Source organism: Arthrobacter pascens (assembly GCF_017052465.1).
Taxonomy (GTDB): Bacteria; Actinomycetota; Actinomycetes; order Actinomycetales; family Micrococcaceae; genus Arthrobacter; species Arthrobacter pascens.
This window is the reverse complement of sequence record NZ_JAFHKT010000126.1, coordinates 46,648-72,744: the sequence shown is the minus strand read 5'-3', so window position 1 is coordinate 72,744 and position 26,097 is coordinate 46,648. Positions and strand designations below refer to the sequence as shown.

General features: G+C 65.7%; 22 protein-coding genes. 7 read left to right on the top strand and 15 right to left on the bottom strand.

Annotated elements, in window-relative coordinates:
* The 10 genes from murD to dinB all read right to left on the bottom strand — a co-directional run bounded on the left by murD (position 1) and on the right by dinB (position 12,231).
* Positions 1 to 1,590 carry a UDP-N-acetylmuramoyl-L-alanine--D-glutamate ligase gene (murD, locus tag JYA52_RS07805; protein ID WP_205652630.1) on the bottom strand — a complete coding sequence of 530 codons (1,590 nt, stop codon included), beginning with the start codon at positions 1,588 to 1,590 and terminating at the stop codon, positions 1 to 3.
* Entirely contained in the window at positions 1,572 to 2,681 is a 1,110-nt protein-coding gene (gene mraY / locus JYA52_RS07800) for a phospho-N-acetylmuramoyl-pentapeptide-transferase (protein ID WP_205652629.1), read from the bottom strand. The genes murD and mraY overlap by 19 nt, the downstream gene beginning before the upstream one ends.
* On the bottom strand, positions 2,678 to 4,147 hold the full coding sequence (locus JYA52_RS07795) for a UDP-N-acetylmuramoyl-tripeptide--D-alanyl-D-alanine ligase (RefSeq protein ID WP_205652628.1): 1,470 nt from the start codon (positions 4,145 to 4,147) through the stop codon (positions 2,678 to 2,680). The genes mraY and JYA52_RS07795 overlap by 4 nt, the downstream gene beginning before the upstream one ends.
* Positions 4,148 to 4,153: 6 nt before the next feature.
* On the bottom strand, positions 4,154 to 5,800 hold the full coding sequence (locus JYA52_RS07790; RefSeq protein ID WP_205652627.1) for a UDP-N-acetylmuramoyl-L-alanyl-D-glutamate--2,6-diaminopimelate ligase: 1,647 nt from the start codon (positions 5,798 to 5,800) through the stop codon (positions 4,154 to 4,156).
* Between the two features lie 84 nt (positions 5,801 to 5,884).
* Positions 5,885 to 7,687 (bottom strand): peptidoglycan D,D-transpeptidase FtsI family protein, encoded by a 1,803-nt coding sequence (locus JYA52_RS07785; protein WP_205652626.1) that lies wholly within the window; start codon positions 7,685 to 7,687, stop codon positions 5,885 to 5,887.
* Positions 7,688 to 7,734: 47 nt separating this feature from the next.
* Complete coding sequence (gene ftsL / locus JYA52_RS07780) at positions 7,735 to 8,394, bottom strand: cell division protein FtsL (RefSeq protein WP_205652625.1); 660 nt, start codon at positions 8,392 to 8,394, stop codon at positions 7,735 to 7,737.
* A complete protein-coding gene (rsmH, locus tag JYA52_RS07775) occupies positions 8,391 to 9,389 on the bottom strand; it encodes a 16S rRNA (cytosine(1402)-N(4))-methyltransferase RsmH (protein WP_205652624.1) in 999 nt (332 codons plus the stop codon). Before rsmH ends, ftsL begins: the two co-directional genes overlap by 4 nt.
* A gap of 168 nt (positions 9,390 to 9,557) precedes the next feature.
* Entirely contained in the window at positions 9,558 to 9,986 is a 429-nt protein-coding gene (gene mraZ, locus JYA52_RS07770) for a division/cell wall cluster transcriptional repressor MraZ (protein ID WP_078028973.1), read from the bottom strand.
* 336 nt (positions 9,987 to 10,322) lie between these two features.
* Positions 10,323 to 10,694: an SCO2097 family morphological protein gene (locus JYA52_RS07765; RefSeq protein WP_205652623.1), complete on the bottom strand. Its 372-nt coding sequence runs from the start codon at positions 10,692 to 10,694 to the stop codon at positions 10,323 to 10,325.
* A gap of 289 nt (positions 10,695 to 10,983) precedes the next feature.
* Positions 10,984 to 12,231 carry a DNA polymerase IV gene (gene dinB, locus JYA52_RS07760; protein ID WP_205652622.1) on the bottom strand — a complete coding sequence of 416 codons (1,248 nt, stop codon included), beginning with the start codon at positions 12,229 to 12,231 and terminating at the stop codon, positions 10,984 to 10,986.
* A 75-nt stretch (positions 12,232 to 12,306) separates the two neighbouring features.
* Between dinB and JYA52_RS07755 the strand changes: the two genes are divergently transcribed.
* Complete coding sequence (locus tag JYA52_RS07755; protein ID WP_307869333.1) at positions 12,307 to 12,840, top strand: hypothetical protein; 534 nt, start codon at positions 12,307 to 12,309, stop codon at positions 12,838 to 12,840.
* The gene (locus JYA52_RS07750) at positions 12,837 to 13,931 is read left to right on the top strand and encodes a polyprenyl synthetase family protein (protein WP_205652621.1); all 1,095 of its coding nucleotides are present in this window, start codon (positions 12,837 to 12,839) and stop codon (positions 13,929 to 13,931) included. Before JYA52_RS07755 ends, JYA52_RS07750 begins: the two co-directional genes overlap by 4 nt.
* Before the next feature lie 178 nt (positions 13,932 to 14,109).
* Here JYA52_RS07750 and JYA52_RS07745 read toward each other — a convergent pair whose 3' ends face one another.
* Both JYA52_RS07745 and JYA52_RS07740 read right to left on the bottom strand, forming a co-directional pair.
* Positions 14,110 to 15,654: an IS1182 family transposase gene (locus tag JYA52_RS07745; protein ID WP_205652620.1), complete on the bottom strand. Its 1,545-nt coding sequence runs from the start codon at positions 15,652 to 15,654 to the stop codon at positions 14,110 to 14,112.
* A 194-nt stretch (positions 15,655 to 15,848) separates the two neighbouring features.
* On the bottom strand, positions 15,849 to 16,202 hold the full coding sequence (locus tag JYA52_RS07740) for an Rv2175c family DNA-binding protein (protein WP_205652619.1): 354 nt from the start codon (positions 16,200 to 16,202) through the stop codon (positions 15,849 to 15,851).
* 253 nt (positions 16,203 to 16,455) lie between these two features.
* Between JYA52_RS07740 and JYA52_RS07735 the strand changes: the two genes are divergently transcribed.
* Both JYA52_RS07735 and JYA52_RS07730 read left to right on the top strand, forming a co-directional pair.
* Positions 16,456 to 17,787 carry a lytic transglycosylase domain-containing protein gene (locus tag JYA52_RS07735; RefSeq protein ID WP_205652618.1) on the top strand — a complete coding sequence of 444 codons (1,332 nt, stop codon included), beginning with the start codon at positions 16,456 to 16,458 and terminating at the stop codon, positions 17,785 to 17,787.
* A gap of 109 nt (positions 17,788 to 17,896) precedes the next feature.
* A complete protein-coding gene (locus JYA52_RS07730; protein WP_205652617.1) occupies positions 17,897 to 20,077 on the top strand; it encodes a Stk1 family PASTA domain-containing Ser/Thr kinase in 2,181 nt (726 codons plus the stop codon).
* An 81-nt stretch (positions 20,078 to 20,158) separates the two neighbouring features.
* Here JYA52_RS07730 and JYA52_RS07725 read toward each other — a convergent pair whose 3' ends face one another.
* Together JYA52_RS07725 and JYA52_RS07720 are read right to left on the bottom strand one after the other, a co-directional pair.
* Positions 20,159 to 21,550 carry a class II 3-deoxy-7-phosphoheptulonate synthase gene (locus JYA52_RS07725; RefSeq protein WP_205652616.1) on the bottom strand — a complete coding sequence of 464 codons (1,392 nt, stop codon included), beginning with the start codon at positions 21,548 to 21,550 and terminating at the stop codon, positions 20,159 to 20,161.
* A gap of 104 nt (positions 21,551 to 21,654) precedes the next feature.
* Complete coding sequence (locus tag JYA52_RS07720; protein ID WP_205652615.1) at positions 21,655 to 22,536, bottom strand: lysophospholipid acyltransferase family protein; 882 nt, start codon at positions 22,534 to 22,536, stop codon at positions 21,655 to 21,657.
* Positions 22,537 to 22,645: 109 nt separating this feature from the next.
* Between JYA52_RS07720 and JYA52_RS07715 the strand changes: the two genes are divergently transcribed.
* The 3 genes from JYA52_RS07715 to JYA52_RS07705 are packed head-to-tail and all read left to right on the top strand — an operon-like array spanning position 22,646 to position 24,871.
* Positions 22,646 to 23,434 (top strand): alpha/beta hydrolase, encoded by a 789-nt coding sequence (locus JYA52_RS07715; protein WP_205652614.1) that lies wholly within the window; start codon positions 22,646 to 22,648, stop codon positions 23,432 to 23,434.
* Positions 23,431 to 24,243 (top strand): alpha/beta hydrolase, encoded by an 813-nt coding sequence (locus JYA52_RS07710; protein WP_205652613.1) that lies wholly within the window; start codon positions 23,431 to 23,433, stop codon positions 24,241 to 24,243. Before JYA52_RS07715 ends, JYA52_RS07710 begins: the two co-directional genes overlap by 4 nt.
* The gene (locus tag JYA52_RS07705) at positions 24,236 to 24,871 is read left to right on the top strand and encodes a hypothetical protein (protein WP_205652612.1); all 636 of its coding nucleotides are present in this window, start codon (positions 24,236 to 24,238) and stop codon (positions 24,869 to 24,871) included. The genes JYA52_RS07710 and JYA52_RS07705 overlap by 8 nt, the downstream gene beginning before the upstream one ends.
* Positions 24,872 to 24,887: 16 nt before the next feature.
* Here the strand turns inward: JYA52_RS07705 and JYA52_RS07700 are convergent, their stop codons facing one another.
* On the bottom strand, positions 24,888 to 25,991 hold the full coding sequence (locus JYA52_RS07700) for an ROK family glucokinase (RefSeq protein ID WP_240460068.1): 1,104 nt from the start codon (positions 25,989 to 25,991) through the stop codon (positions 24,888 to 24,890).
* Between the last annotated feature and the right edge of the window lie 106 nt (positions 25,992 to 26,097).

The following is a 26,097-nucleotide window of genomic DNA, read 5'->3' as shown; positions in this document are numbered from 1 at the left end:
TTACTCCTTGCCGGTCTGGGCCTGCCCTTCCACGAGCTCGCGGACTGCTTCGATGAAGGCGTCGCCACGGTGAGCATAGGAAGAGAACTGATCCATGGACGCAGCTGCCGGGGCCATGAGCACAGTGTCACCCGAGGTGGCGACCTGTGCCGCTGAAGCGACGGCCTGTGCCATCACAGCCTCGCCGGACTCTGACGGGGACGGCGGGGCATCGTGACCGGTTCCGGCAGACTGCACATTTTCAGTGTCGCCCGTGGCCGGCCGGATGACCGGTACATCCGGAGCGTGTCGCCGCAACGACTCTTCCAGCGACGCAGTGTCCTTGCCGATGAGCACCACCGCCTTGAGCCGGGCTGCCTGCCCGCTCACGATTTCGTCGTAGCTGACACCCTTGGACAGGCCTCCGGCGATCCAGACGACGGACTCGAAGGCGGACAGCGAAGCAGCAGCGGCGTGCGGATTGGTGGCCTTGGAGTCGTTGATCCAGAGCACGCCGTTCTGCTTGGCCACAGGCTGGATGCGGTGGCTTCCCGGGATGTACGCCTTCAGCCCGAGGCGCACGTCTTCGGGGCTGAGGCCGTAGGCCCGCACCAGTGCGGCTGCGGCCAGCGCATTCGCCACCATGTGGCGCGGGGCCACCGGGCCGAGATCGGCCATCGACGCGAGCTCCGCGGCACTGTCCTTGCGCTCCGCGATGAAGGCGCGGTCCACCAGCAGGCCCTCGACGACGCCCAGCATGCTGATGGCGGGGGTCACGGTGGTGAAACCGACGGCCCGGCAGCCCTCCACGACGTCGGCATCCTCCACCATGCGCTCCGTCTCGATCTGCTCGGCGTTGTAGATGCAGGCCTTCTGCGTGTGCTCGTAGATCTTGGCCTTGTCAGCCAGGTACTCCGTGTACGATCCGTGCCAGTCCACGTGGTCCTCGGCGACGTTGAGGCAGACGCTGGCGACGGCGGAAACGGACTCACACCAATGCAGCTGGAAGCTGGACAGCTCCACAGCGAAAACGTCGTACTCGACGGGGTCCCGGAGCGCGTCGAGAATGGGCGTGCCCACGTTGCCCACGGCTATGGCTTTCAGCCCGGCGGCCTTCAGCATGGACTCGGTCAGGCCGACCGTCGTCGTCTTTCCGTTGGTTCCGGTGATGGTCAGCCAGTCTGCGGTCTTGCGTCCCTCCCGGACCCGCAGGCGCCAGGCGAGTTCGACGTCGCCCCACACCGGGATGTGGGCGCGTGCGGCGGCGGCGAGCAGCGCCTGGTCCGGCCGCCAGCCCGGCGACGTGACGATCAGGTCCGGCTTCATGCCGTCGATTTTCGGCACCGCCCGCACGGCGTCGTCGCCGAGAAGGACGTCTGCGGCGCCCACGATCCTCAGGGTGTCGGCTTTGGCTTCGGCCGTTTCCGAGGTCGCGGCGTCCACCACCACCACGCGGGCACCCAGTTCGATGAGGGTGTCCGCCGCGGAGAAACCTGACACGCCGATGCCGGTGACCACAACGCGGAGCCCCGCCCAGTCGGAGTCCCAGCTGACCAGGTCTTTCAGCCTGCCCGTTCCGGTTTCGATGCCAGTCACAGCAGGACCACCCATTCTGCGTAGAAGATGCCAAGGCCCGCGGCGACAAACAGGCCGCCAAGGATCCAGAAACGTACGACGACTGTAACTTCAGCCCAGCCCTTGAGTTCGAAGTGGTGCTGCAGCGGCGCCATCTTGAAGAAGCGCTTGCCCTTGGTGACCTTGAAGTAGCCCACCTGGATGATGACCGACAAGGTGATGAGCACGAACAGGCCGCCGATGAAGGCCAGCAGCAGTTCGGTGCGCGACAGGATGGCAAACCCGGCGATGGCGCCCCCGATAGCCAGGGATCCGGTGTCGCCCATGAAGATCTTGGCCGGTGACGTGTTCCACCAGAGGAAGCCCACGAGCGCCGCGCTCATGATGGCGGCCAGGAGCGCAAGATCCAGCGGGTCCCGCACGGAGTAGCAGCCGCTCCCTGCCTGGCGGGGCGAACCGCAGGCCTGGTTGCTTTGCCAGATGCCCATCAGCGTGTAGGCGCCGAAGACCATGACCGAGGCCCCGGCGGCGAGCCCGTCCAGGCCGTCGGTGAGATTGACGCCGTTGGTTGCCGCGGTGACGATCAGGTTTGACCACAGGACGAAGAGAACCGCGCCGAGCACGGTGCCGCCGAAGGCCAGGTCCAGCCAGGGGATGTCGCGAACCAGGGAAATCTTGGTGGACGCCGGCGTGAGCCCGTCCGTATCGGGGAAGTAGAGGGCCAGCACGGCGAAGATGATGCCCACTGCGCCCTGCAGGATCAGCTTGGCCTTGGCGTTCAGGCCAAGGCTGCGCTGCCGTGAAATCTTGATGAAGTCATCCAGGAAGCCCACGAGGCCCATGCCCACCATCAGGAACAGCAGGAGCAGCGCCGAGGCCGATGGTCCGGCGGACCGCGGATTCATCATCCACATGATGAGGTGCGTCAGTCCGTAGCTGAGGAGGACAGCCGTGACCACCACGGTTCCGCCCATGGTGGGGGTGCCGCGCTTGGTGTGGTGCGACGTCGGTCCGTCGTCCCGGATGAACTGGCCGTAGCTTTTGTGGACCAGCAGGCGGATGAACAGCGGGGTGCCCACCAATGCCATCAGCAGGGCCAGGCCAGCGCCGATCAATAGTGCAATCACAGCAGCTCGCTCCCTTCATTGGCACTCGCGCGGGATTGTCCGGGTAATGCTATCCGATCGCCTAAATGGCGCAGTCCGACGCTGTTGGAGGACTTGAACAGCACCAGGTCCCCCGGTTCCAGCTGGGCTTCCAGCACGTCGTAGGCCTCGTCCACAGTTTCGGCAAAGATGCATTCCTCGCCCCAGGAGCCTTCCTGGATGGCCGAGACATAGAGCGACCGCGCCTCGCGTCCCACCACCAGCAGGCGTGAGATGTTCAGGCGCACCACCTGGGTGCCCACGGCGGTGTGCTCCCGGATGGACTCGTCGCCCAGCTCCAGCATGGCTCCCAGGACTGCCCAGGTGCGGCGGCCGCGGCCGAGGTCTGCCAGGGTCCGGAGCGCCGCACGCATCGATTCCGGATTCGCGTTGTAGGCGTCGTTGATGATGGTCACGCCGTCCGCCCGCTCAGTGCGCTCCATGCGCCAGCGGCTGGCGGCCGACTGGGAGCTGAGGGAGGCGCCGATGCGGGCTGCAGGGATGCCGGCGGCGGAGGCGGCGGCTGCAGCAGCGAGGAGGTTTGCGACGTGGTGTTCCCCGATGAGCCTGCTGCTCACGTGGACAGGTTCCTCCCCCGGGAGGCCGAGGTCGAATTCAGGGTGGCCTGCGGCGTTGGTGTCCAGGTGCAGGGCCCGGGCCACCGGGCCCTCTGTCTCGGCGTTCCTGGAGGAGAACCCGAACACCGCAGCCCGGGTGCGGCCGGCCATGGCCGCCACCCGGGGATCATCCAGGTTCAGCACAGCCGTGCCTGCGGCGGGAAGGGCTTCCACGAGCTCGCCCTTGGCGGTCGCGATGTTGTCCACCCCGCCGAATTCGCCGGCGTGAGCTGTGCCCACGCCCAGGACCACGCCGATTTCCGGGCGGACCAAGTCGCTGAGGTAGCTGATGTGCCCGATGCCGGTAGCGCCCATTTCGATGACGAGGAACCGGGTGTCGAAGCCGGCCTGGAAGACCGTGAGCGGCACGCCCACTTCGCCGTTGTAGGACCCCTGAGGGGCCACCGTGTTGGCCTCCGTTGAGAGGATGCCGGCCAAGAGGTCCTTGGTGCTGGTCTTGCCGGCAGATCCTGTGATGCCGATGACCGTGAGCTGTTCGCCTGCCGCCTCGCGGCGGGCCCTGATCCGCCGGACCGCTTCCGCGGCCAGGGCGCCCATGGCCAGCACGGCGTCCTTCACGACGACAGCCGGGTAGCTCGTTCCTGCGGAATCGGTGACATCGCGTTCGGCCAGCGCCAGGATGGCACCGCGGTCAAACGCCGCTCCCATGAAATCGTGTCCGTCCGCGTTTTCGCCGGGCTTGGCCACGTAGAGCGAGCCGCTGGTGGCCTCGCGTGAGTCGGTAACCACTGAGGTGGGAGTGAGCTCGGGGTCGGCAAGGAGCAGGCCGCTGGTGATGTCGGCGATTTCCGCCGCAGTAAATGCAATCATGTCGGTCTAGGACTCTATCCGGTCGTCTTCAAGAACGGTGAATCCCCGTGCCGTCAAGGCCTTCCGGAGCTCCACCCTGTCGTCGAGGGCAAGGTTCACGCCCTTGACCTCCTGCCATACTTCGTGGCCGCGTCCGGCAACGAGGATGGTGTCCCTGGCGGTGGCCAGTTCAACGGCCTTGCGGATGGCCTCGTCGCGGGGGAAAACTTCCATGATTTGGCAGTCGAGCCGTTCGGACTCCTTGGCATCCGTGGCACCGACCAGCACATCGGCCCGGATAGTCGCCGCGTCCTCGTCGTGGGGGTCGTCGTCGCTGACGATCACGACGTCGGCGAGACGGGCCGCGATGGCGCCCATGGACGGACGCTTCCCCTGGTCCCTCTGGCCTGTGGCACCGAAGACCACGATGACGCGCGTCGCCGGGTCGGTTGAACGGACCGCCTCCAGCGCCCGGGCCAGGGCATCGGGGTTGTGCGCGAAGTCGACCACCGCGGCGGGCTGGGCGGACACTAGCTGCATCCTGCCGGGCACGGCCACCGTGAAGGGGTCGCTGGCATCGAGTGCTGCCTGCACCTCGGCGGGATCGGCCCCGCCTGCCAGGACCATCACCAGCGCAAGGGCGGCGTTGGATACGTTGAAGCTTCCGGGGAGACCGGTGTGCACGCGGAGCTCCACGCCGGTGCTGCTGCGCAGCGTGAATTCGGTGCCAAGGCCGCGGGGCCGCGGCTCGGTGACGGTCCAGTCCGCGCTGCCCGAAAGGGCCGCCGGCAGGGTTGACAGTGTGGTGACCGGAAGGCCCGCCTCGGCGGCGAGACGGCGTCCCCACTCGTCGTCGACCGTTACCACAGCGGCGCGGGCGCGCTCCTCTGTGAAGAGCTCCGCCTTGGTGCGGAAGTATTCCTCCATGGTGCCGTGCAGGTCAAGGTGGTCCTGGGTCAGGTTGGTGAACCCGACGACGTCGAAGACCACGCCGTCGACGCGGCGGAACGAGACTGCGTGCGAGGACACTTCCATGGACGCTGCATCGAGCCCCCGTTCGCGCATGAGGGCGAGCAGGGCGTGGACGTCGGTGGATTCCGGCGTGGTCAGGAGGCTGGGAATCGGATCGCCGCCGGCAACAATCTCGATGGTGCCGATCAGCCCCGTTCTTTTCCCGAGAGCCTGAAGCAGGGAATTGACGAAGTATGTGGTGGTGGTCTTGCCGTTCGTTCCGGTGACACCGAAGAGCGACGGCGACGAACCGTCCGTTGCCTGGCTCCGGTAAATCAACGCTGACAGGCGGCCCACCACGGCCCGCGGCTCATCCACCACGAGCACCGGAACGGAAATGTCAGGCGCCAGCGCCAGGAGCCGCGCACCGGCGTCGTCCGTCAGCACAGCTACGGCGCCTGACTCAATTGCCGTGGAGGCAAAGTCCGCGCCGTGGCGTGCGGAGCCGGGGAGTGCCACATAAAGGTCGCCGCGCTCCACCGTCCGGGAGTTGAGGGAGATCCCGGTGACGTGAACGTCCGCCGCCGCTCCGGCCACGGTGAGGCCGACCCACCGCCCGATGGCACCCAGTTCTGTTGCGGCGACGGCCGTTGGCCGGAACCCGCCTGGGGAAGCCTGCCCGTCCGGGGCATCGGCAGTGCCGGGGGCAATGTGCTCTGACAAGTGGATCTCCGTGGGTACTAGTGGATCAGCGGACACGGCAGAACGAAGCGTTCACGTGCACCGCGGTCTTTGAAAGCGGGGGTACTACTTGGCGAACTGCGGCAGCCTGGCCGGTTGGCCCTTGGACGGCGGAACGTTGTACGTTCGCAGTGCCTGGCTCATGACCGAACGGAACACGGGACCGTTGGTGATGCCGTAAATGGAACCTTTGGGCCGCTGCAGGACCACCTCAACAATAAACCGCGGATCGTCCATCGGCGCCATTCCCACCATCGAGGCCGTGTAGCCGCAGAAACCTGCCGTGCCGTCATCACAGGGCGATTGCGACGTCCCGGTCTTGGCCCCGACCCGGTAGCCGTCGATCGCTGCTTCCTTGATCTGGCCCTCGGTGACGGCGCTTTCCAGGATGTCCCGGACCTGCTTGGCGGTCTCCTTGGACACAACCTTCCGGGCAGGCTTCGCCGGGACTTTCTCCTCGGTTCCGTCGGGGTTGATGTAGCTGTCAATGAGCCGCGGCTGGAGCATCATGCCGCCATTGGCGATGGACTGGTAGGCCCGGACAGTCTGGAGCGTTGACTGGGATACGCCCTGGCCGAAGAGCACCGTGTACTGCTGGCGGCCGTCCCACTGGTCGGCCGGCGTCAGGATGCCCTTGGCCTCCGCGGGCAGGCCAATCTCGGGAGCCTCGCCGATTCCGAATTTTTGCAGCCAGTCATGCCGCTGTTCCTTGGTCAGCCGCTGGCCTGCCATGACCGTTCCGGTGTTCATGGACCATCCGAGGATGCCGGCCAGAGTCCGTTTTTCAGTTCCGTGGGAAAAGGAATCATCGAACTGCTGGCCGTCAACCACGTAGGAGGGCGGGATGACAAAAGTGTCGAGAGGCTTGGCCTTGCCCTCTTCGATGACCGCGGCGGCAGTGATCATCTTTTCCACGGAGCCTGGCTCGTAAGCTGCGGTGACTGCCCGGACTCCGCGGTCCTCAGCCGCCACCTTGCCGGGATCGTTGGGGTCGGGAGCGTCGGTGTCCGCCATGGCAAGGATGTTGCCGGTTTTGATGTCGGAGACGATGATGGTGCCCCACTCCGCGCTCAGCTTGTCCGTCTGGCTCTGGATGGCCTGCTGCGCGAAATACTGCAGGTCGGAGTTGAGGGTGAGTTTGACGTCCTTGCCGTCCTGCGCGGGTGTCAGCTGGTCCACGCCCACCGGGATGCGGAGGCCGTCGGCGCCGATCTCGAAAAGTCGTTTGCCTGGTGTTCCCCGGAGGATGGCGTCCTGCGTCTGCTCCAGGCCCGCCTGGCCGGTGTCACCGTTCTCCAGGAACCCCACGATGCCGCCCGCTACAGATCCGTTCGGGTAAACCCGCTTGCTGGTTCCTTCGGAGAAGATGCCCGGGATCTGCAGCTTGGACACCCGGTCTTCAACATCCGGCTTCAGGTCCTTGGCCACGATGTAGTACGTCTTCTTGCCCGTGACGGAGTTCCGGACGTCCTCCACCCGCATTCCCAGGACCCCTGCGAGTTCCGCAATCCCCTGGTCCCGGGAAACTGTGACGAGTTCTTCCTCGCCGTTGACGGTTTCGAGCCGTTTGAAGGACTCCGTCTTGGTGTTGACCGCCTGGTCCACAGTGATGTTGTAGCGGATAACGCTGTTGGCCAGCACCGTCCCGTTGGCGTCGACAATGCTGCCTCGTTCCGCGGGCAGCACGGTCGGCCGCAACCGGTTACTCAGCGCGGCTTCCGCCAGACCGCCAACGTCCAAGCCCTGGACCAGGAAGAGCTTGCCCCCCACGACCAGGAGTAACGCCAGCATCACGCCGAGTCCAAGGCGCAATCGCTTGGTGGCGTTCGGGACTTTCTGCCTGCTTGCCTTGCCTTGCGCCACGATCATCCCTTACTGCTTGCCTTGCTGGCTGCCAGCCGCGTCCGTTCTGCCAGTTACTGCCCCGGCGCCTTTTGGGCAGGCGCCGGGATGGTGCCGCCGTTGAGGACCGCCGCCGGCTTCTGGGCGGCAGGGGCCGCAGCAACGGGGGCCGCAGCCACCGGCGCTGACGCGGCGGGCTCTTCCGCCGCAGGCTTCCGGTTTTCCAGCGGGTCGGCAGTACTGGCCGGCGGGACGACGTTGAGCTGGCCGGGAACAGCCGGGGCGGCGATTACCGCTCCGGCCGAGTCACCCTTGACAGCAGGCTTGGCCTGGCCGCTGACAGTTAGCGTGGACAGATCGATCTGGCCCTTCCCTGTGGAAGCTACCATCCCCAATTCTGAGGCCTTGGCGGCCAGATTCTGCGGAGCTTCGAAGTTTTGGACCTGCTGTGTCAGATCCTGGTTCTGCTTGGTCAGCGTCGTCTGTTCGCTGCGCAGGCTCACCAGCTGGTACTGGGCGGTCGAGACAGAGATGTTCAGGACGAGGACAGCGATCAGTGCCACGGCGAGCAGGCCAAAGCACAGAACAACGAACGGGGCACGGCGTTTCTTGGGAACGGACCGGACCACGGACAGCGGCGTGCGCGTCTTGCGCGCTCCCGACAGCCCTGAGTCAACGTCCCCGGCGGTGCGGCTGGACGCGACGGTGTAGGTCTTGACAGCTGCGGTGCTCATGCGGCTCTCCTGGCTCTGATGCGTTCCACTGCGCGCAGCCGGGCGGATGCTGCGCGCGAATTCTCCGCGATCTCGACGGCGGTAGGCACCTCGGTGCCTTTGGTAAGGGTCTTGAGTTCGGGCTTGTGTTCTTCGAGCTCCACCGGGAATCCCAACGGTGCCGATGACTTGGAACGCGCCTGGAAGACGCCTTTGACGATCTTGTCCTCCAGCGAGTGGTAGGACATGACCACTATCCGGCCGCCCAGGGCAAGGGCTTCCACTGCTGCGGGGACGGCCCGTTCGAGGACGTCGAGTTCCTCGTTGACCTCAATCCGCAGAGCCTGGAACGTCCGCTTGGCAGGGTGGCCTCCCGACTTGGCGGCACCGGCCGGCACAACAGCCCGGATCTGCTCCACCAGTTCTCCGGTAGTCGCAAACGGCTTGGCCGCCCGGGCCGTGACAATCCTGTTGGCGATGCGACCGGCGAACTTCTCCTCGCCCCACTTCCGGATGATCCTGACCAGGTCTTCTTCGCTGTAGTTGTTAACGACGTCAGCCGCTGTCTGCCCGCGGCTGGTGTCCATCCGCATGTCCAGGGGCGCGTCAAAAGAGTAGGCAAAGCCGCGTTCCCGCTCATCCAGCTGCAACGAGGACACCCCGAGGTCCATCAGGATGCCGTGGACTTCCGAAATGCCGAGGTCCTCCAGGACGTCGGCGATTTCGTCATAGACGGCATGGACGAGGTCGGTGCGCCCGGCGAACGGCTTCAGCCTCTCACCGGCGAGGGCGAGCGCCTCTTCATCGCGGTCGATTCCCACAAGATGCAGGTCAGGGAAGCGCTGCAGCATCGCCTCCGAGTGTCCGCCCATCCCCAGCGTGGCATCGATTGCCACCGGAGTTTCTCCGCGCAGGCGTGCTGCTTCGAATCCTGGGGCCAACAGATTAATGCACCGGTCCTTCAGAACCGGCACATGGCGTTCGGACGTAGGTTTGGCGCTGTCGTGTTCGTTCATGCCTTCGTCCTTCCTGCTTGCCGCGGGTTGCTTGCTTCTTAAGTCAGATCCCCATCCGCGCCTGTCCCGCTGGCCGCCTGGCTCCGGGGAAGTGAGCCAGGAAGACGGTGGGATGGGCGGCTGGAGATCTCATTCAAGAAACAGGTTTCGGGTGCTGCCTGCCGGTACTCAGAGAATGCCGGCGATGGGGTTGTCGGTTTCGGAGAAGGAGGTTTCCTTCTCCGCCAGGTACACATTCCAAGCCTGGGCATCCCAGATCTCTGCGCGGGTGCCGGCCCCGATGACGGCCAGCTCCCTGCCGAGCCCTGCGTACTCCCGAAGGGCAGGAGGGATAGTCACCCGCCCTTGCTTGTCAGGTACCTCGTCCGAGGCTCCGGAGAGAAAGACGCGAATGTAGTCACGAGCCTGCTTGTTGGAGATGGGAGCCTCCCGGATCTGCTCGTGAACCCTCGCGAATTCCTGCTCACTGAAGACGTAGATGCAGCGCTCCTGGCCTCGCGTGAGAACAAGTCCGCCGGCAAGTTCCTCTCGGAACTTGGCAGGAAGAATGATCCGGCCCTTTTCATCCAGACGCGGCGAGTGTGTCCCCAGGAACACATCCCCACCGCCCCTCTGCTGTCAGAAGCCGAACAACCCCCGCGCTGCCACTACCCTCTTACTCGCTCCACTTTACTCCACTTCTCACCACAGTCAACGCGGCAGGGGCAATTATCCGGCAATTGGAGAATCAACTTCCGCGGAATTCCGGGACTCCAGCCCGGGGTGGGAAGTGGAGGGAGAATCGCGCCTCCGGGAGCGCTGGACTGGGTCCATGTCCCGGAAATGACCGTTAAAAAACGATGACCCGCCGGAGCGGGTCATCGTTTAGGCGTGCTGTGGTGGCAAGTGGAGGGTGGTGCCAGGTGGAGGTGGTGGAAAGTGGGGCGGCGGAGGTCAGGACTCTCCGCGGCGCCTTTCGTCCCAGCGCTCTTCAAGGCTGCTCATGAAAGAACTCTTGCCCTTGGACTTCTTTCCCCGACCGCCGGCCTTAGCCTTGCCGCTGGAAGCACTGCGCATGGTGGCGAAGTAAACACCCGCTCCCATGACCACGAATCCAAGGACACCCACGAAGATGTTCTGCAGGGATACCCCCACCAGCAGGAGCAGGACCCCTGCGAGCGTCGCGAGTACGCCAATCACAATGTGCCGGGTGGACCATGTGCGGCCAGGGTCCGAGCCCATGGAACTGGCGAACTTGGGATCGTCCTCATGCAGTTGCCTCTCGAGTTGCTCGAGCAGCTTCTGTTCGTGCTCCGAGAGCGGCATCACGACCTCCTTAAGTAGGCCAACGTCCGGACTGGTCAGGACCAGCTGTTCCTGCCTCGTCAACGACCGGCATGCTGTACAGGTTCCCGGCCCTCCATCGTTGGCAGGTCCATGGATCCAAGCATACGGACGCGGGCGGGTCAGGTGATCCACACATGTCCGGACGTTCGAAATCTTTGTATCTCTAAGGATAGTTTGTTGGGCGGTGTTGTGAAAGACGCTTTCGGCTGCCGCGGCGTCGAAGAACCCTGAAAAACCGGCTACAATCCGGTCCGCGCCGCCCGCCGGCTCAGGCCTGCTCCCGAGGAGGCCTGGCGGCCCCCGTGGCACCGTCCAACAGCCGCGCAGGAAGGACCGATTTGTTGCCGAATTTCTCTGCCACCCTGTCCAGCGCCTGCTCGGCCGACCGCCAGTTGTCATCCCGCCGGTCCAGGCTCAATTGCATCGACGTCTGCGCTGCAGGCTCCAGTTGCTCGGCGCGGACCCCGACAAGCCGGACCGGCATGGACCGGTTCCCCAAGGACTCCAGCAGTTGGAGGATCGTGGCGTAGATCAGCTGCGCGCTGTCCACGGGCGTGTGGACTGTCCTGCTCCGGGTTACGGTGGAGAAATCCGCGTACCGCAATTTCAGGGCCACGGTCCGTGACACCATTCCGGACGCCCGCAGACGCTCCGCGGTCCGGTGAGACAGGCGCAACAGCTCTTTGTTGAGAAGTGCGTCGTCGGCGGTGTCCACAGCGAACGTTTCCTCCGCCCCGATGCTCTTCTCCAGCCGGATGGGCGTCACAGCCCGGGGATCGATGCCCCACGACAACCGGTGGACGTGCTCGCCGGTGGCGCCCAGAACCTTCTTCAGTGACGCAATCGGAGTGGCGGCAACGTCAGCGACCGTGCGGATACCCATCCTCGCCAGTACGTCTGCTGTCTTGGCGCCGACGCCCCACAGGGCATTGACCGGGAGGCTGTGCAGATATGGCACTGTCTCCTCCGGCCGGATGAGCAGCAGGCCATCAGGCTTGCAGCGCGTGGAAGCGATCTTGGCAACGAACTTGCTCGCGGCAATCCCCACGGACGCGGTGATGCCCAGTTCGCTGACCACCCGGCTCCGGATGAGTTCGCCAATAGCCTGCGGGGAGCCCAGTCTGCGGATCGCTCCCCCTACATCAAGAAACGCCTCGTCCACGCTCAGCGGCTCCACCAGCTCGGTAATGGACTCGAAGATGGACATCAGCTGCCCGGACACTTCGTAGTAAAGCTTGTGGCGCGGCTCGATGACGATGGCCTGGGGGCACAGGCGGTGGGCTACGACCATCGGCATCGCAGACTTAACACCGAAGGCGCGCGCTTCGTACGAGGCAGACAGGACCACGGAGCGGTCCGCCGGAAATCCGACGATAACCGGCCTGCCGCGCAGCTGCGGGCGCCCGCGCAGCTCCACGGAAACAAAAAACGCGTCCATATCGACGTGCAGAATACTGCTGCGCCGGAGCTCCCGAAGACGCGCTTCGAATTGCTCTCTGTCCTGGTCCGGCACCACATCTGCAATCCTATGCCCTGGGGCTGACTAAACTGGAGGCTGCATCCGGCATCAAACCCCAGGAGGAATACACCTGTGAAGGTCATTGGAACGCACATGCATGCAGGCCTCGGCCTGCTTGCGGCCGGCACGGTGTTGGTGGTGATGACGGCCTGCACGGCACCTGCCCCCGCTCCCGCCGCAGCCCCTGAAGCTGCGGCGTCCACCACGGCCATGGCCCAGACGAGCACCACGGCGCCGCCCAGCCCCTCGGCATCTCCGGGCACTTCCGCCACGGTGGGCGCCCTCGTCGCAGGATTCCCGCAAAAGCTGCTTCCGCCCATGCCGGGCGCCAAGGTAGTGGCCAGCAGTTTCGATAAGTCCTCCTCCCCCGCAACCGTCGCCCTGGTGGGCTCCATCGCCGCCAAGCCTGCCGCCGTCGTCGCCTTTTACACGAAGGCGCTCGAAGCGCAGGGATTCAAGGCCGTTCCGGGCAACACGGTAGGTGCCGTGGTCTCAAAGGACTTCGTCCGGGCCGGCAACGAGACCGTCAACATAGCGGTCCCCACGACTGCCGGAGTGTCCACGTTCACGATCGGGGCCAACGTGGCGCCTGAGTCCGTCAAGTGACGGTGGCCGAACAGCTCCGTGTGGAACAGGCGGCCTTCGTGGCCGCCGTCGCGGGCAAGCTCACAGACTTCCTGACCACTCGGCATTCCGTGATGACGGCGATCTCGCCCGACATCGATCCGATCATGGGGTCGATCTCAAACCTTGTCACCGGAGGCAAGCGGCTGCGGGCACTCATGTGCTACTGGGGCTGGAGAGGCGCCGGCGGTCCCGCCGACGCCGAGGACGTGATCACCGCAGGCGCGGCCCTCGAACTCTTCCAGGCCGCCGCGCTCATCCACGACGACATCATCGACCGGTCCGACACGCGGCGCGGAGGCCCCAGCGTCCACCGCCGGTTCAGCCAGCTGCACGAAAGCCAGGGCTGGGCCCTGGACAGCGAACGCTTTGGCCACGCGGCAGCCATCCTGGCCGGCGACCTGTGCCTGTCCTTCAGCGAGGAAGCATTTACGGACATCGGCAAGCAAGCGGCCTCGGGGAGCCGGGCACGGCTGATCTTCAACCTCATGCGTGCCGAGGTCATGGCGGGGCAGTACCTGGACATTCTGGAGGAAGTGGCCGGGCCGGTGCGGGACCGTGCCGGCGCCGTGAGCCGCGCGCAGTCCATCATTCGCTTCAAATCGGCCAAGTACTCCACGGAACACCCGCTCGCTTTGGGCGGCGCGCTCGGAGGCGCCTCGGATGACCTGCTGCGCGGCTACTCCGCCTTCGCGCTGCCGCTGGGCGAAGCCTTCCAGCTCCGCGACGATGTACTGGGCGTTTTCGGTGATCCGGTCACAACGGGCAAGCCTGCAGGCGATGATCTCCGGGAAGGCAAGCGCACAGTCCTGGTGGCTTTCGCCCTGGATCTGTCCACGCCGGAGGAATCAGCGTTCATCGATGCGAAGCTGGGCAGTCCGGATCTGGGCGAGGAAGATGTAGCGGAGATCCGCAGGATTATTGCGGACTGCGGGGCTCTGCATGCCACCGAGGTCCTGATCGAGGAGTTCGGGGCCGCCGCGTACGGCGCATTGGAGCTGCTCCCGCTGGACGACCTCCCGAAGACAGCATTACGGAAGCTGGCCGAAGCGACAGTAAGCCGCGCCGCCTAGGAGTCTGCTGAACAACGTGGTTGTGGGGTGGGCGGTACGGCACCAATGGCCGTCAAGTAGCGTGTTCTGGTCAGCACTTTTTGGGTGCGATAACGGGGTCGTTTCGCCCGCTGGGTTCATTGTGGCGCAGATGTGGGGCCTCATCTGGTGTCGGGATTGGCCGGGTCCGGCCGGTGGTTTATCCCAGCGCCCATGATCCCTCGTTCACGCGCAGTCCCAGGTTGAGGAGTCTGCGCAGGTTTAGTCCTGCGATCCGCAGGTGCAGCCAGGCGTTGTTCCGTGTGATGCCGCGGTGGGGAACGCGGCGGTTGCCGCGGGTGAGCCAGGCGATGGACCGCTCGACCATGGGCCGGTGTGTGCGGTAGGTGTTCTGGAAGGCCGGATCCGCGGCGCGTTGACGGTGTTCGCGCTGCAACGCGTCGTGTTCGTGGAGTTCGAGCTTTCGTCCCCGCGGTGAGGCGGTGCACCGGTCCCGGAGTGGGCAGCCGGTGCAGGCGGCACCGAACGTGACCCGCCGTTTAGCGGTGATCTTCGGACAGGTCGCGGTGCCGGCAGCTTCATCGACGGTGAAATCATCGATGGTGAACCCGCCCTCAACGGCAGAGCGCAGCGGCCAAGGCTTGATCACCGGGACGTGGTCGGTCAGGGCGAGGGCGGCGAGCATTTCCCCGGAACCGTAGGCCGAGTCGGCCAGGACGTCCACGCTGGTGCCGGCGATCGTAGGGTCCATGCCGATCAGCCGGGCACCGACGGCCCCGTCGCTGTTCTCCGGTCCGGAGGCTTTCGTCAGCTCAGCGGCGGTGATCAGCCCGGTGTCGGGCTCGATCACGATATGGGCCTTGAATCCGTCCTGCTGCCGGGACTGGGTCTTGTGTGCGTGCCGGGTATCCGGGTCGACGGTGGAGATCATCCGGTCCGGGGCGACCCTGCGGGCGATACGCCACCGCCCGTCGGTCCCGTCGGAGTCCTCAGCCGGTTCCACGTCCTGCCCGGCGACGAGGGCAAGCAGCGCGTAAGCATCGGCCGCCTTACCCTCCAATATCCCGGGATCAACCGCGGCCAGCAGCGCCAGCGCGTCAGTGACCAGCGCCGAGACGAGCCCGTCTTTGGCGTCCTGGTCATCCCAGGCGATGTCCGGCTTGCCGGTGCGGGAGTAGTCATACCCGCACGCATGGGCGGCCACCAGTTCCCGGCCGCCGGGGACGTCACGGCCGAAGCGGCGGATCCCGGCGATCAGCTGCGTGATGGTGTCCTGCCTCGCGACCGCGTCGTCCAGGACCGTTGAATCCACCGCCCGCCGGCGCTTGCCCTTCAGGACTCCGGTCTCCGCCACGACCTCGGCGATGGCCTCCATGATCCGGTGCGGGTTTGCCGATCCGGCCAGACGCCTCCGCCAGTACGTCAGCGTGCTCGGGTGGAACGCGGTATCAGCCAACCCGTACCCGCACGCTGCTTTCCAACGCAGATCGAAGGTCAACGCCTCGGCGGTTTCCCGGTCAGAGAGCCCCTGCAAGGCCTGCAACACCAGCACCGAACCTATGACCGGTGCCGGAACTGACGGCCTGCCCCGACCCGACGGGAACAGGTCCTCCATCATCGAATCCGGAAACAGCCGGCCCCGATGCTTGGCCAGAAACGCGAAAACGCTGCCCGGAGCCAACAACTCCCCGGCCAGCGCCTCCACATCCAAATACCCGCGTTGCGCGTCCTCGCGTCCCTGCATAAGACCAGTCTTAACCACCAGGCCCACGAATCCAGACGACGCGCCCGCCCCGCGATTAATTCAGCAGTCTCCTAGGGGCCGCTGCGGCCCGACATGCGCTGGGATTGAAATGCGGGGCGGGCTGTCCCGCCCCGCATTTACCACGCTGCATTCATGAGGCGGGATTTACCTGCCCCACCTTTACTTGGCCGGATCTACCAGGCCAGGGACTGCGCGCGACGGCGAATTTCGGTTTTGCGCCCGTCCCGCAGGGCGTCGATGGGGCGTCCACGGAGGGATTCGTCGGGCGTGAAGAGCCATGTGATGAGCTCTTCGTCTGAATAGCCCGCATCCGACAAAACGACGATGGTGCCCTTAAGGCTCTCCACGACGTGGCCGTCCATCAGGAAGGCGGCAGGCACGGAACGGATGCGACGGTCGCCCACGCGTATGGCGGCCAGCGCGCGCTCATCAAGCAACCCATGGACTTTGGTGATGGAAACGTCCAGCAACTCGGCTACATCGGGCAGGGGCAACCAGTCGCCAACAAGGCTTTCTACAGTACTCACGGGTCAAGGTTGCCACGGCGGACACCCGCACGCCTAGTCGGTCCGCTGGCTCCCCGCATTTTCCCTCGCCTCGCCCGGCGACACACCCACAGACCGGGACTTCCTGAGGGGACGCCCTTTCTTGTGCTAATCGGAAAATCGTGAGAGATTCTCATAGATCACATTTGTAACACGAATAACTTGAACAACACTAGAATCATTAGTCACACTGGCCTGACCGACAGCATTCGCCGCTGAGAAGAGGATCTTTCCCATGACGACGACCAGCTCGCCCAAGCAGCCCCCCAGGCCAAGCCTGCCCATGATCGCGGCGACGACGGCGACGCTTCCCGCCGTGATGCTGTCCTCCCTGGCGCTCGCTCAGCCTGCCGGCGCCGATACCCGCCCCAGTGCTATTCCGGCAACGCTGGCCGCAGCCATGGAAGCCCAGGCCGCCGCAGCCAAGGCAGGCGTCATTCCGGCAGCATCCGTCCCGGCAGCCATTCCCGCCGGCCTGCAGCCGGCCCGTGTCACGCCCAGCAGCCACCGGGTTGTCCGCGGAGATACAGTCAGCGGCATCGCCAACCGGTACGGCCTCAGCACGTCGGCGGTCCTGAGGCTGAACAACCTGAAGGTCAACTCGGTGATCTACCCGGGTCAGAAGCTGAAGCTTAAGGGCGCCTCGGCGCCGGCGCCCCGGCAGGCAGCTGTAACTGCTGCCGCGGCCAGCACCGGCGCGAAAACCTACACCGTGAAGTCGGGGGACACCCTGGGCGGCATCGCTGCCAGGCACGGCGTCAAGCTGTCCCAGGTGCTGGGCTGGAACCGCCTGTCGCTGTCGTCGATCATTTACCCGGGCCAGAAAATCCGGATCGGCGCCGGCGCCGCGACGTCTCCCGCCCCGGCCACCTCGGCGCCCACAGCCGCATCCCGTTCCTACACCATCAAATCCGGCGATACGCTGTCCGGCATCGCAGCACGGCACGGTGTCCGGCTCGCCGACGTCCTGTCCGCGAACCGGCTCAAGGTGACCAGCATCATCTACCCCGGAAACAAGCTGGTCATCCCGGGCAAGTCCACAGCCCCGAGCCCGGTTCAGCCGGCATCGAGTGTCACTCCGCTGGTGCCCAGTTCCTTCCTCGGCTTCACATACCCCGCTGCGGTGGTGAGCTCGGCCAACAAAAACAAGGCACTGCTCAACGCGTCGCCGGTGCCCTCGCTGGCACAGATGAAATCCATCGTGGCGGATACGGCCCGCCGCATGGGCGTGGACCCGGCACTGGCGCTGGCTTTCGCGTACCAGGAGTCGGGATTCAACCAGCGCGCCGTGTCCCCTGCCAACGCCATCGGCACCATGCAGGTCATCCCTTCCTCAGGCGAATGGGCGTCCGACCTCGTGGGCCGCAAGCTCAACCTGCTTGACCCGTACGACAATGCAACGGCCGGGGTGGCCATCATCCGGCAGCTGATCCGCACCAGCAAGAACCTGGACCACGCCATCGCCGGGTACTACCAGGGCCAGTACTCTGTCAGCAAGTACGGCATGTACTCCGACACGAAGACCTACGTCGCGGCGATCAAGGCGCACCGAAAGAACTTCGCCTAGCCTGCAAGGGCCCTTCATCCGCGGGATGCAGGGCCACTGAGCATAACGATACGGGTCCGGATCGCATTTTGATCCGGACCCGTATCGTTGCAGCGATTAGGATCGTAGAGTGCAGGAAAAGGTGTCGGACAGTCTCGTTGGTTCCCTGGTGGATAACCGCTACCGGGTGAATTCAAAGCTGGCAAGGGGCGGAATGTCCACCGTCTATCTGGCCACGGACCAGCGCCTGGACCGTGACGTCGCCCTGAAGGTCCTCCACCCGCACCTTGTCAATGACGGCAATTTCCTCGACCGTCTCGCGCGCGAGGCCCGCTCCGCCGCGAAACTATCGCATCCCCATGTTGTCGGCGTTTTGGACCAGGGACACGACGGCCAGACGGCCTACCTCGTGATGGAGTACATCAAGGGGCACACGCTCCGCGATGTCATCAATGAGAGAGGCGCCCTGTCGCCCCGGCTCGCCCTCGCCCTCATAGATCCGGTGGTGGAAGGCCTCGGCGCCGCCCACGACGCCGGCCTCATACACCGGGACGTCAAGCCGGAAAATGTGCTGATTGCCGAAAACGGCCGGATAAAAATCGGAGACTTCGGGCTGGCCCGTGCGGTCACCACCACCACTACCACCGGCACGCTGATCGGAACGGTGGCGTACCTCTCCCCGGAACTGGTGCTCGGCAAGCCGGCAGACGCCCGCAGCGACATTTACTCCACCGGAATCATGCTTTATGAGATGCTGACCGGCCAACAGCCCTTCGACGGCGAAGTTCCGATCCAGGTTGCCTACCAGCACGTCAACTCGACAGTTGCCCCGCCGTCGGGCCTCGTCCCGGGACTGGCCGAAGAAGTCGACGAGCTCGTGCAGTGGTGCACGGCCAACGACCCCGACAAGCGCCCCGTAGACGGCAACGCCCTCCTCTCGGAGCTCAGGCACATCCGCACCAATCTTTCTGACGCGGAGCTGGACCTGCAACCTCCGGCAGCCCTGCACGCGGCGACTGCCGCAGGCGCTGCAGGCGCCACGGGCCTCCACCCGGCCAGGCCCGGAATCGCGGCTCCTCCGGCGCCTGTCCGCCTGCCATCCGCGGCAGCACAAGGGAGCCACACTGAAGTGTTGTCCCCCGTAGAGGGACCCGGCGTGCAGCGCCCGACGGAAGTCATCTCCCACACCAGCAACCCGACCACCATGTTCCCGGCCAGGCAGTTGCCCGCAAAGTTCGGATTCGACGCCGACGCCGACGCCGACGAAACAGGCTCCCGCTCCGCCGCTCCGGCCGCCTACGGTGACGGCGGACAAAGTCAAAGGCCGTTGAGCAAACGCGAACAGCGGAAGCAGGACCGCGTCGACGAAAGGGCACGCTCCAGGGCTGCCGCCACACCGCTCCGCACCCTGCGTGAAGGCAACGCGCGGCGCCGCGGGGTTCTCTGGATCGTCATCCTGGTCATTGCAGCCCTGCTGGCCACCGGCGCAGGCTGGTTCTTCGGCATGGGGCCGGGATCTCCGGGCACCGTGCCGGCCGTGGCAAACAGAACCGTGGCCGAGGCCCAGCAGCTGCTCCAAGGGGCCGGCTTCCAGTCCAGCACCCAGGACGTGTTCGACGACGACGTCCGCGCCGGCCTCGTAGTGGGCTCGGACCCGGAGGCCGGAACGGAGATCCGCAAGTACCAGCAGGTTTCGCTGTTCGTGTCCAAGGGTCCCCAGCTGTTCCCGCTTCCGCAACTGCCGGGCAAGTCCCTTGATGCCGCGAAGGAAGCGCTCAGCGGTGCTGAGATGGCCTTGGGTAAGGTCACCGAAAAGTTTGACGAGGAGGCCCCGGCAGGGACGGTGCTCGCCCAGTCCCCCGCGGCCGGAACCCAAGTCAGGCGCGGAACACCAGTGAGCCTGACGGTGTCGAAGGGCCCCCAGCCCATTCCGGTGCCGGACGTGCGCGGTGAGGAACAAGGCGCGGCCTTCCGGGCCATTGAGGCGGCCGGGCTGGTAGCCGTGGTTGCCGACGAAACCGTCAACGACCGGAAGGTTCCCAAGGGCGCCGTGGTCAAACAGGAGCCCGCCTCGGGAACACTGACGCGGGGAGCGACTGTTACGCTGACCATTTCCGCGGGCCCGAAGCTCGTGAAGGTGCCGAACTATATCGGGGAGCAGGTCGCCGACGCGCGCGAGGCATTGGAGAAGCGCGGATTCGAAGTCCGCGTCAACAACATCCTCGGCGGATTCTTCGGGACGGTCCGGGACCAGGATCCGGTCGACGTCGAGGTTCCTGAAGGTTCGGTCGTAACACTGACCGTCGTCTAGGGCGCGCCCGGAACCAGCATCACAGAATAACCGGCCCGGGCCCTCGAAACCTTAAGAGTGCCGCCGACGAGCGCCCTCTTGTCAGTGCCGGGTAAGGGCGCCCGCCACGAGGAACGCCATCTCCAGGGACTGCATGTGGTTCAGGCGCGGATCGCACACCGACTCGTAGCGGTCCAGGAATGCTTCCTGATCGATGGGATCAGCACCGCCCAGGCACTCGGCGACGTCGTCCCCGGTCATTTCGACATGAAGGCCGCCCGGAACAGTTCCCAGGGCGTGGTGCACTTCGAAGAAGCCGCGGACTTCGTCGATGACGTCGTCGAAATTGCGGGTCTTGTAGCCGTTCGGCGACGTAACGGTGTTGCCGTGCATCGGGTCAGTGACCCACAGGACCTGCGCACCAGAGGCAGTGACCTTTTCCACCACCGCGGGAAGCTTTTCGCGGATATTGCCCGCGCCCATACGGGTGATGAAGGTCAGGCGTCCGGGCTCGCGGTTGGGATCAAGCTTGTCGATGAGCCGCAGGGCGTCATCACCGGTGGTGGTGGGGCCAAGCTTCACACCGATCGGGTTGCGGACGCGAGAGAGGAAGTCGACATGCGCGTGGTCCAGTTCGCGGGTGCGCTCACCGATCCAGAGGAAGTGAGCGGACGTGTCGTACGGGAAGCCGGTGCGCGAATCGATGCGGGTCAGGGCGCGCTCGTAGTCAAGCAGCAGTGCCTCGTGGCTGGCATAGAACTCCACGCGCTTCAGCGCCTCGAAGTCGGCGCCACAGGACGCCATGAACTTGATGGCGCGGTCGATGTCACGCGCCAGGGATTCGTACCGGGCGTGGGCAGGGTTTTCGGTGAAGCCCTTGTTCCACTGGTGCACAAGGCGGAGGTCTGCGAAGCCGCCCTGCGTGAAGGCGCGAATCAGGTTCAGCGTCGACGCGGACGTGTGGTAGGCCCTCAGCATGCGGCTGGCATCGTGGCCCCGGGATTCAGGTGTGAAGTCATACCCGTTGACGATGTCACCGCGGTACGCGGGAAGAGTCACGCCGTCGCGGGTTTCTTCGTTCGAGGAGCGCGGCTTGGCGAACTGCCCCGCCATCCGGCCCATCTTGATGACCGGCATGGCCGCACCATAGGTCAGGACCACTGCCATCTGCAGGATGGTCTTTACCCGGGCGCTGATCTTGTCCGCCGTGGCGTCCCCGAATGTCTCGGCGCAGTCACCACCCTGGAGGAGGAAGGCCTTGCCCTGGGCGGCAGCCGCGAGCCGCTCGCGGAGCACGTCGACTTCGCCGGCGAACACGAGGGGCGGGAGCGCCGAGAGTTCCTGGACGGATGCGTCAAAAACGTCCCTGTCCTGCCATGTCGGCTGCTGCGAGATGGGAAGGTCCCGCCAGTTGTCCAGTCCCGGATAGTTGGCGGCGCCGCTCTGTGCGGTACTGGTCAGGGAAGAGGCAGGTTTTGCAGATAGCTCAGTCACACTACTAAGAGTAGATGCCCGGGCAGGCATCGGGACACCCGGGCTGTCATTGTCCCGCCCCTGGCGTCACACACCTCACGGCAGCCGCGAAAGCTGGGGGGCGCTCAGGCGCGGCGGGAGGAACCGGCGTCGGTATCGCCGTCGTCCGATGCGCTTTCACCGGACTGGCTGTCGCCTGCCGGGCCTTCATCGCGCTGGCTGCCGCCGGACTGACCTTCGCCGGGCTGAACTACATCGGGCTGGCCCTCACCGGCCGGGCCTTCACCAGGCTGGCTTTCTCCAGAAACCGCCGCGGGGGCAGGACCCTTGCCCGCCAGCCGCAGCTTGACCACGGCCGCGTACTCATCCACGTATTCCTGCCCGGAGAGGCGCATGAGCTCGTACATGATTTCATCGGTCACGGACCGCTGGATCAGCCGGTCGTCGGCCATTTCGTGGTACCGGCTGAAGTCCAGGGGCGCACCGAAGATCATGCCGATGCGGCGGATGCTGGGCAGCCTTTTACCGATCGGCTGAACCTTGTCCGTGCCGATCATGGCCACCGGAATGACCGGGACCCGGGCCTGCAGCGCCAGCCGCGCCACTCCCACCTTGCCCCGGTACAGGCGCCCGTCCGGGCTTCGTGTTCCTTCGGGATAGATCCCCAGCAGTCCGCCGTGGGTCAGGACATCCATCCCCGCGTCAAGCGAGGCGGCGGAGGCGGCCCCGCCGGAGCGATCCATGGGGAGCTGGTTGGTGAGCCGGAAGAACAGCGCCGTCAGCCGGCCCTTGAGGCCGGTGCCCGTGAAGTACTCGGATTTCGCCAGGAAGATGACGGGCCGGGGCACCATGAGCGGCATGAAGATCGAGTCCGAAAAGGACAGGTGGTTCGACGCAATGATCGCGGGCCCATCGGCCGGCAGGTTGTCCAGTCCCTTGACCCATGGCCGGAACAGAGTGCGGAGCACCGGACCCAGGAAGATCCTTTTCATGACCCAATAAAACACGCGTCCAACCCCTCCGAAGGCAATTGGCCGGCACTCCCAAGGGCCTGCCGGCACTGCAATGCAACCCTACTCTAGTGAGATTTGCACGGAACAGTGACACGATGGACTCATGACAGAAAGCAGCGACCGGACCAGGCCCGCCGCTTTCAGCTACCCGGGCCACGGGCCCAATGCGCGCATCGGAATCGCCATCTGCCATGGCTTCACCGGCAGCCCGCTGAGCATCCTTCCGTGGGCCCAATATCTGGCGGAGCGCGGCTTCGCAGTCTCGGTGCCCCTCCTGCCCGGCCACGGAACCGACTGGCAGGACCTGGCACGCCGCGGATGGACGGACTGGCACCGCGCTTTCGACAGTGCGTATGAGGAGCTCGCTGCCAGAACCGATGCCTGCTACGTGGCCGGACTGTCCATGGGCGGCGCCATTGCCCTCCTGACGGCCTCCCGCCGGCAGGTGGCGGGCGTGGCCGTCGTCAACCCCGCGCTGAGCTTCTACGACCGGCGCGTGCGCGTCATCGGACTGCTCAAGTACTTCCAGCGGACCACGGTCCCCATCGAGGAAGAAAATCCGACGGCGTCCCCCACCGAAGACGGCGACTATTCCCGCACGCCGCTTGCCGCAGTCCATCAGCTGAAAAGACTCTTCGCCGCCGCGGCCCGCGGACTCCCCCGCGTCACGGCACCGGTGCTGGTCTTCAAGTCGCGGAACGACGCCGTTGTGCCGCCCACATCCCTGGCCATGATCCGGAAGCGCCTGGGCTCCGCGAGCCTTGAGGTCGTGCCACTCGAACGCAGCGGCCACGTTGCCACTCTGGACGCCGACGCCCAGGAAATTTTCGAAGCGTCCGAGGGGTTCTTCCAGGTGCATGCACGCAGCAATGTATCGACGGAGAAGCAATGAGCACACTTCCGGACCACAGTCCCTTCAGCAGCGCCTTCTCCGGCGAGGGGCCGAGGGTGGGGGTCGCCCTGGCACACGGATTCACCGGGAGTCCGCACGCCGTACGGGCCTGGGCCATGGAACTTGCCGCCGCAGGCTTCGCAGTCCGTATGCCGCTTCTTCCGGGCCACGGAACCTCATGGCAGGACCTTGCCCGCAGCCGCTGGACAGACTGGCACGACGCCATGGACGCGGCATATCTGGAACTCGAAGCGGAGTGTGACGCGGTTTTCTCGGCCGGCATCTCCATGGGCGGCGCCCTGGCCTTGCGCATCGCCGCCACCAGGCCAGTGGCCGGTACCATCCTGGTCAACCCCGCGCTGGTCATCGACGATCCCCGCGCGCCATTGGCCGGCATCCTCAAACTCGTGCTCAAGAGCACGCCGGCCATCGGCAACGACATCCTGAAGCCGGACGTTAACGAAGGCGCCTATGACCGGACACCGGTGGCGGCCGCTCACGAGTTGAACAAGCTTTTCAAGTCCACCCGGCTGCTGCTGCCGCGGGTGACCGCTCCCGTACGCGTTTTCCGCTCAACCGTGGACCACGTCGTTTCCGACTCGAGCATCACGGCGCTCCGCCGCGGCCTGACCCAGGCACCGCTGCAGCTGACCATGCTGGAGAACAGCTATCATGTAGCCACCCTCGATAACGACGCCGGGCAAATCTTCAGCGGCTCCGTGGACTTCATCCGTGACATCCTTGCGGAAACCCGCCCAGGTCCCGACCAGTCCGCGACAGCCAGCCAGAAGGGCGATCCCCATGAATAGGCCCGATTCAAATTCGTCCGACCCCAGCGCCAACCAGGACGACGCCGTCTGGCTTGACCTGGTGGCCAGGCTCGAAGGGGGCACCACCGGCCTCGACGCCGACGACCGCGCCGGCCTTGGCGGACCTGACGGCCGGACCGACCCCCACGCCGGAACCGCGAATCCTCCTGCACCAGACAACGCGGCGTCCGGGGCCGGCCCTGCGGGTCCGGCCAAGCGATTCAGTGACTTTGATCCGCTGGGGCTGGCTCCCAACGCGGGCGCACCCATCGAGCTGTCAGCCGCGGAACGGGAGCAGGCAGCAGCCCGGCAGCGCGCCGCAGAAGACGCCGGGTCCGAGGAATCAGCCGCGCCGGAGGGGCCGCGCGACTATGGCGTGGAAGACGAGGACGACGCGTTTGTGCCCGAGGATCCACCCAGCCTGTCCGGCGTCGACCCCCTGACCATGCTGGCCTGGCTGGGCGCGGTAGGCGCCCCCGTGGCACTGGTGCTGGCGTCGATGTTCTGGCGGTCGGCGCCGCTGCTGGCAATCCTCGGCATGGTGGTCATCTTCGTGGGAGCGGTGGTGTACCTGATCATGAAGCTGCCCCAGGAGAAGGACGAGAACGACGACGGCGCCCGCGTCTAGGCGGTCCGGTTCAGTTTCAATGTGTGCGGCTGCTGACCCGTGACAGGTCCGCCGCGCCGATGAGGCCGGCGTTAGGCCCGAGGTCTGCCAGGGCGATTTCGGCGGCGGGCCGGAACCCCCGGCCGGTGAGGTTCCGGGCAAAGGCCTTCCGTGCCGGCGCCACGAGCAGCTCTCCCGCGGCGCAGAGCCCGCCGCCAATCACGAACTTGCCGGGGTCCAGGGCCGCGGCAAGGTTGGCCAGGCCCAGCCCCAACCAATCACCCACGTCCTCCAGGAGCTCCTTGGAGGCTGCGTCTCCGGAGATAGCCAGTTCCGTCACGGTGGCTCCCGTGATGCGGTCAGCCTGGCCGTCAACGGCTTTGAGGAGCTCCTGCGCCACCGGCGAGTTGGCCAGGGCCAGCTCACGGGCCTCCCGGCCGAGGGCGTTGCCCGACGCGTACTGTTCCCAGCAGCCGCGGTTGCCGCACTCACAGCGGTGGCCGCCGGGCATGATGATCTGGTGGCCGAATTCGCCGGCGACACCAAAGCGGCCCCGCTCGACGCGCCCGTCCATCACCATGGCCCCGCCGATCCCCGTCCCGAGGGTGATGCACACCAGGCGGTCCTGTCCCCGTCCTGCGCCAAAACGCCACTCAGCCCAGGCGGCGGCGTCGGCATCGTTAACCAGCATGACCGGGCGGCGAAGCAGCCGCTGCAGGTTGTCCCTGAGGGGCTCGTTGCGCCATGCCAGGTGGGGGCTGAACAAAACGGTGCCGCCGTCGAGATCCATCCAGCCGGCGGCGCCTATGCCGACCGACCTGATCCGGGCCCCACGGCTCAACTCCTCGACCAGTTCAACGATCACCCGCTCGACGGCACGGGGGTCGCTTCCGGGAGTGGACCGCCTGGCTTCGTTGAGAATCCGCCCCTCAGCGTCAACCACGCCGGCCGCAACCTTGGTGCCACCAATATCGATGCCTATGGCTAGACCGGTGGCTGCGGGACGAAGGTGCTGCCGGAGCGTCCGGTGAGGTGCGCTGCCGCCCTGCTTGCCGACCGAACCCCGCCGCCACGCCCGGGTCCTCGACTGGCGGGCGGTGCTGGACGGTCCGGACTGTTCACTCCGTGGGGAAGGCTGCATAATTCCCCATTCTAGGTGCCTGACCCGCGCCAAAGCCTGCACATCGCCCCTTGGCGCGACCTCCGCATTGCCGTAAAGTTACCGGCGAGTAACTAAATGGCACCTG

Coding starts and splice junctions, on each gene's coding strand:
- murD (WP_205652630.1), bottom strand. CDS start 1,590: ATGGGTGGTCCTGCTGTGACTGGCATCGAAACCGGAACGGGCAGGCTG.
- JYA52_RS07795 (WP_205652628.1), bottom strand. CDS start 4,147: ATGATTGCATTTACTGCGGCGGAAATCGCCGACATCACCAGCGGCCTG.
- JYA52_RS07785 (WP_205652626.1), bottom strand. CDS start 7,687: ATGATCGTGGCGCAAGGCAAGGCAAGCAGGCAGAAAGTCCCGAACGCC.
- ftsL (WP_205652625.1), bottom strand. CDS start 8,394: ATGAGCACCGCAGCTGTCAAGACCTACACCGTCGCGTCCAGCCGCACC.
- rsmH (WP_205652624.1), bottom strand. CDS start 9,389: ATGAACGAACACGACAGCGCCAAACCTACGTCCGAACGCCATGTGCCG.
- JYA52_RS07765 (WP_205652623.1), bottom strand. CDS start 10,694: ATGCCGCTCTCGGAGCACGAACAGAAGCTGCTCGAGCAACTCGAGAGG.
- JYA52_RS07745 (WP_205652620.1), bottom strand. CDS start 15,654: ATGCAGGGACGCGAGGACGCGCAACGCGGGTATTTGGATGTGGAGGCG.
- JYA52_RS07735 (WP_205652618.1), top strand. CDS start 16,456: ATGACGACGACCAGCTCGCCCAAGCAGCCCCCCAGGCCAAGCCTGCCC.
- JYA52_RS07715 (WP_205652614.1), top strand. CDS start 22,646: ATGACAGAAAGCAGCGACCGGACCAGGCCCGCCGCTTTCAGCTACCCG.
- JYA52_RS07710 (WP_205652613.1), top strand. CDS start 23,431: ATGAGCACACTTCCGGACCACAGTCCCTTCAGCAGCGCCTTCTCCGGC.
- JYA52_RS07705 (WP_205652612.1), top strand. CDS start 24,236: ATGAATAGGCCCGATTCAAATTCGTCCGACCCCAGCGCCAACCAGGAC.
- JYA52_RS07700 (WP_240460068.1), bottom strand. CDS start 25,991: ATGCAGCCTTCCCCACGGAGTGAACAGTCCGGACCGTCCAGCACCGCC.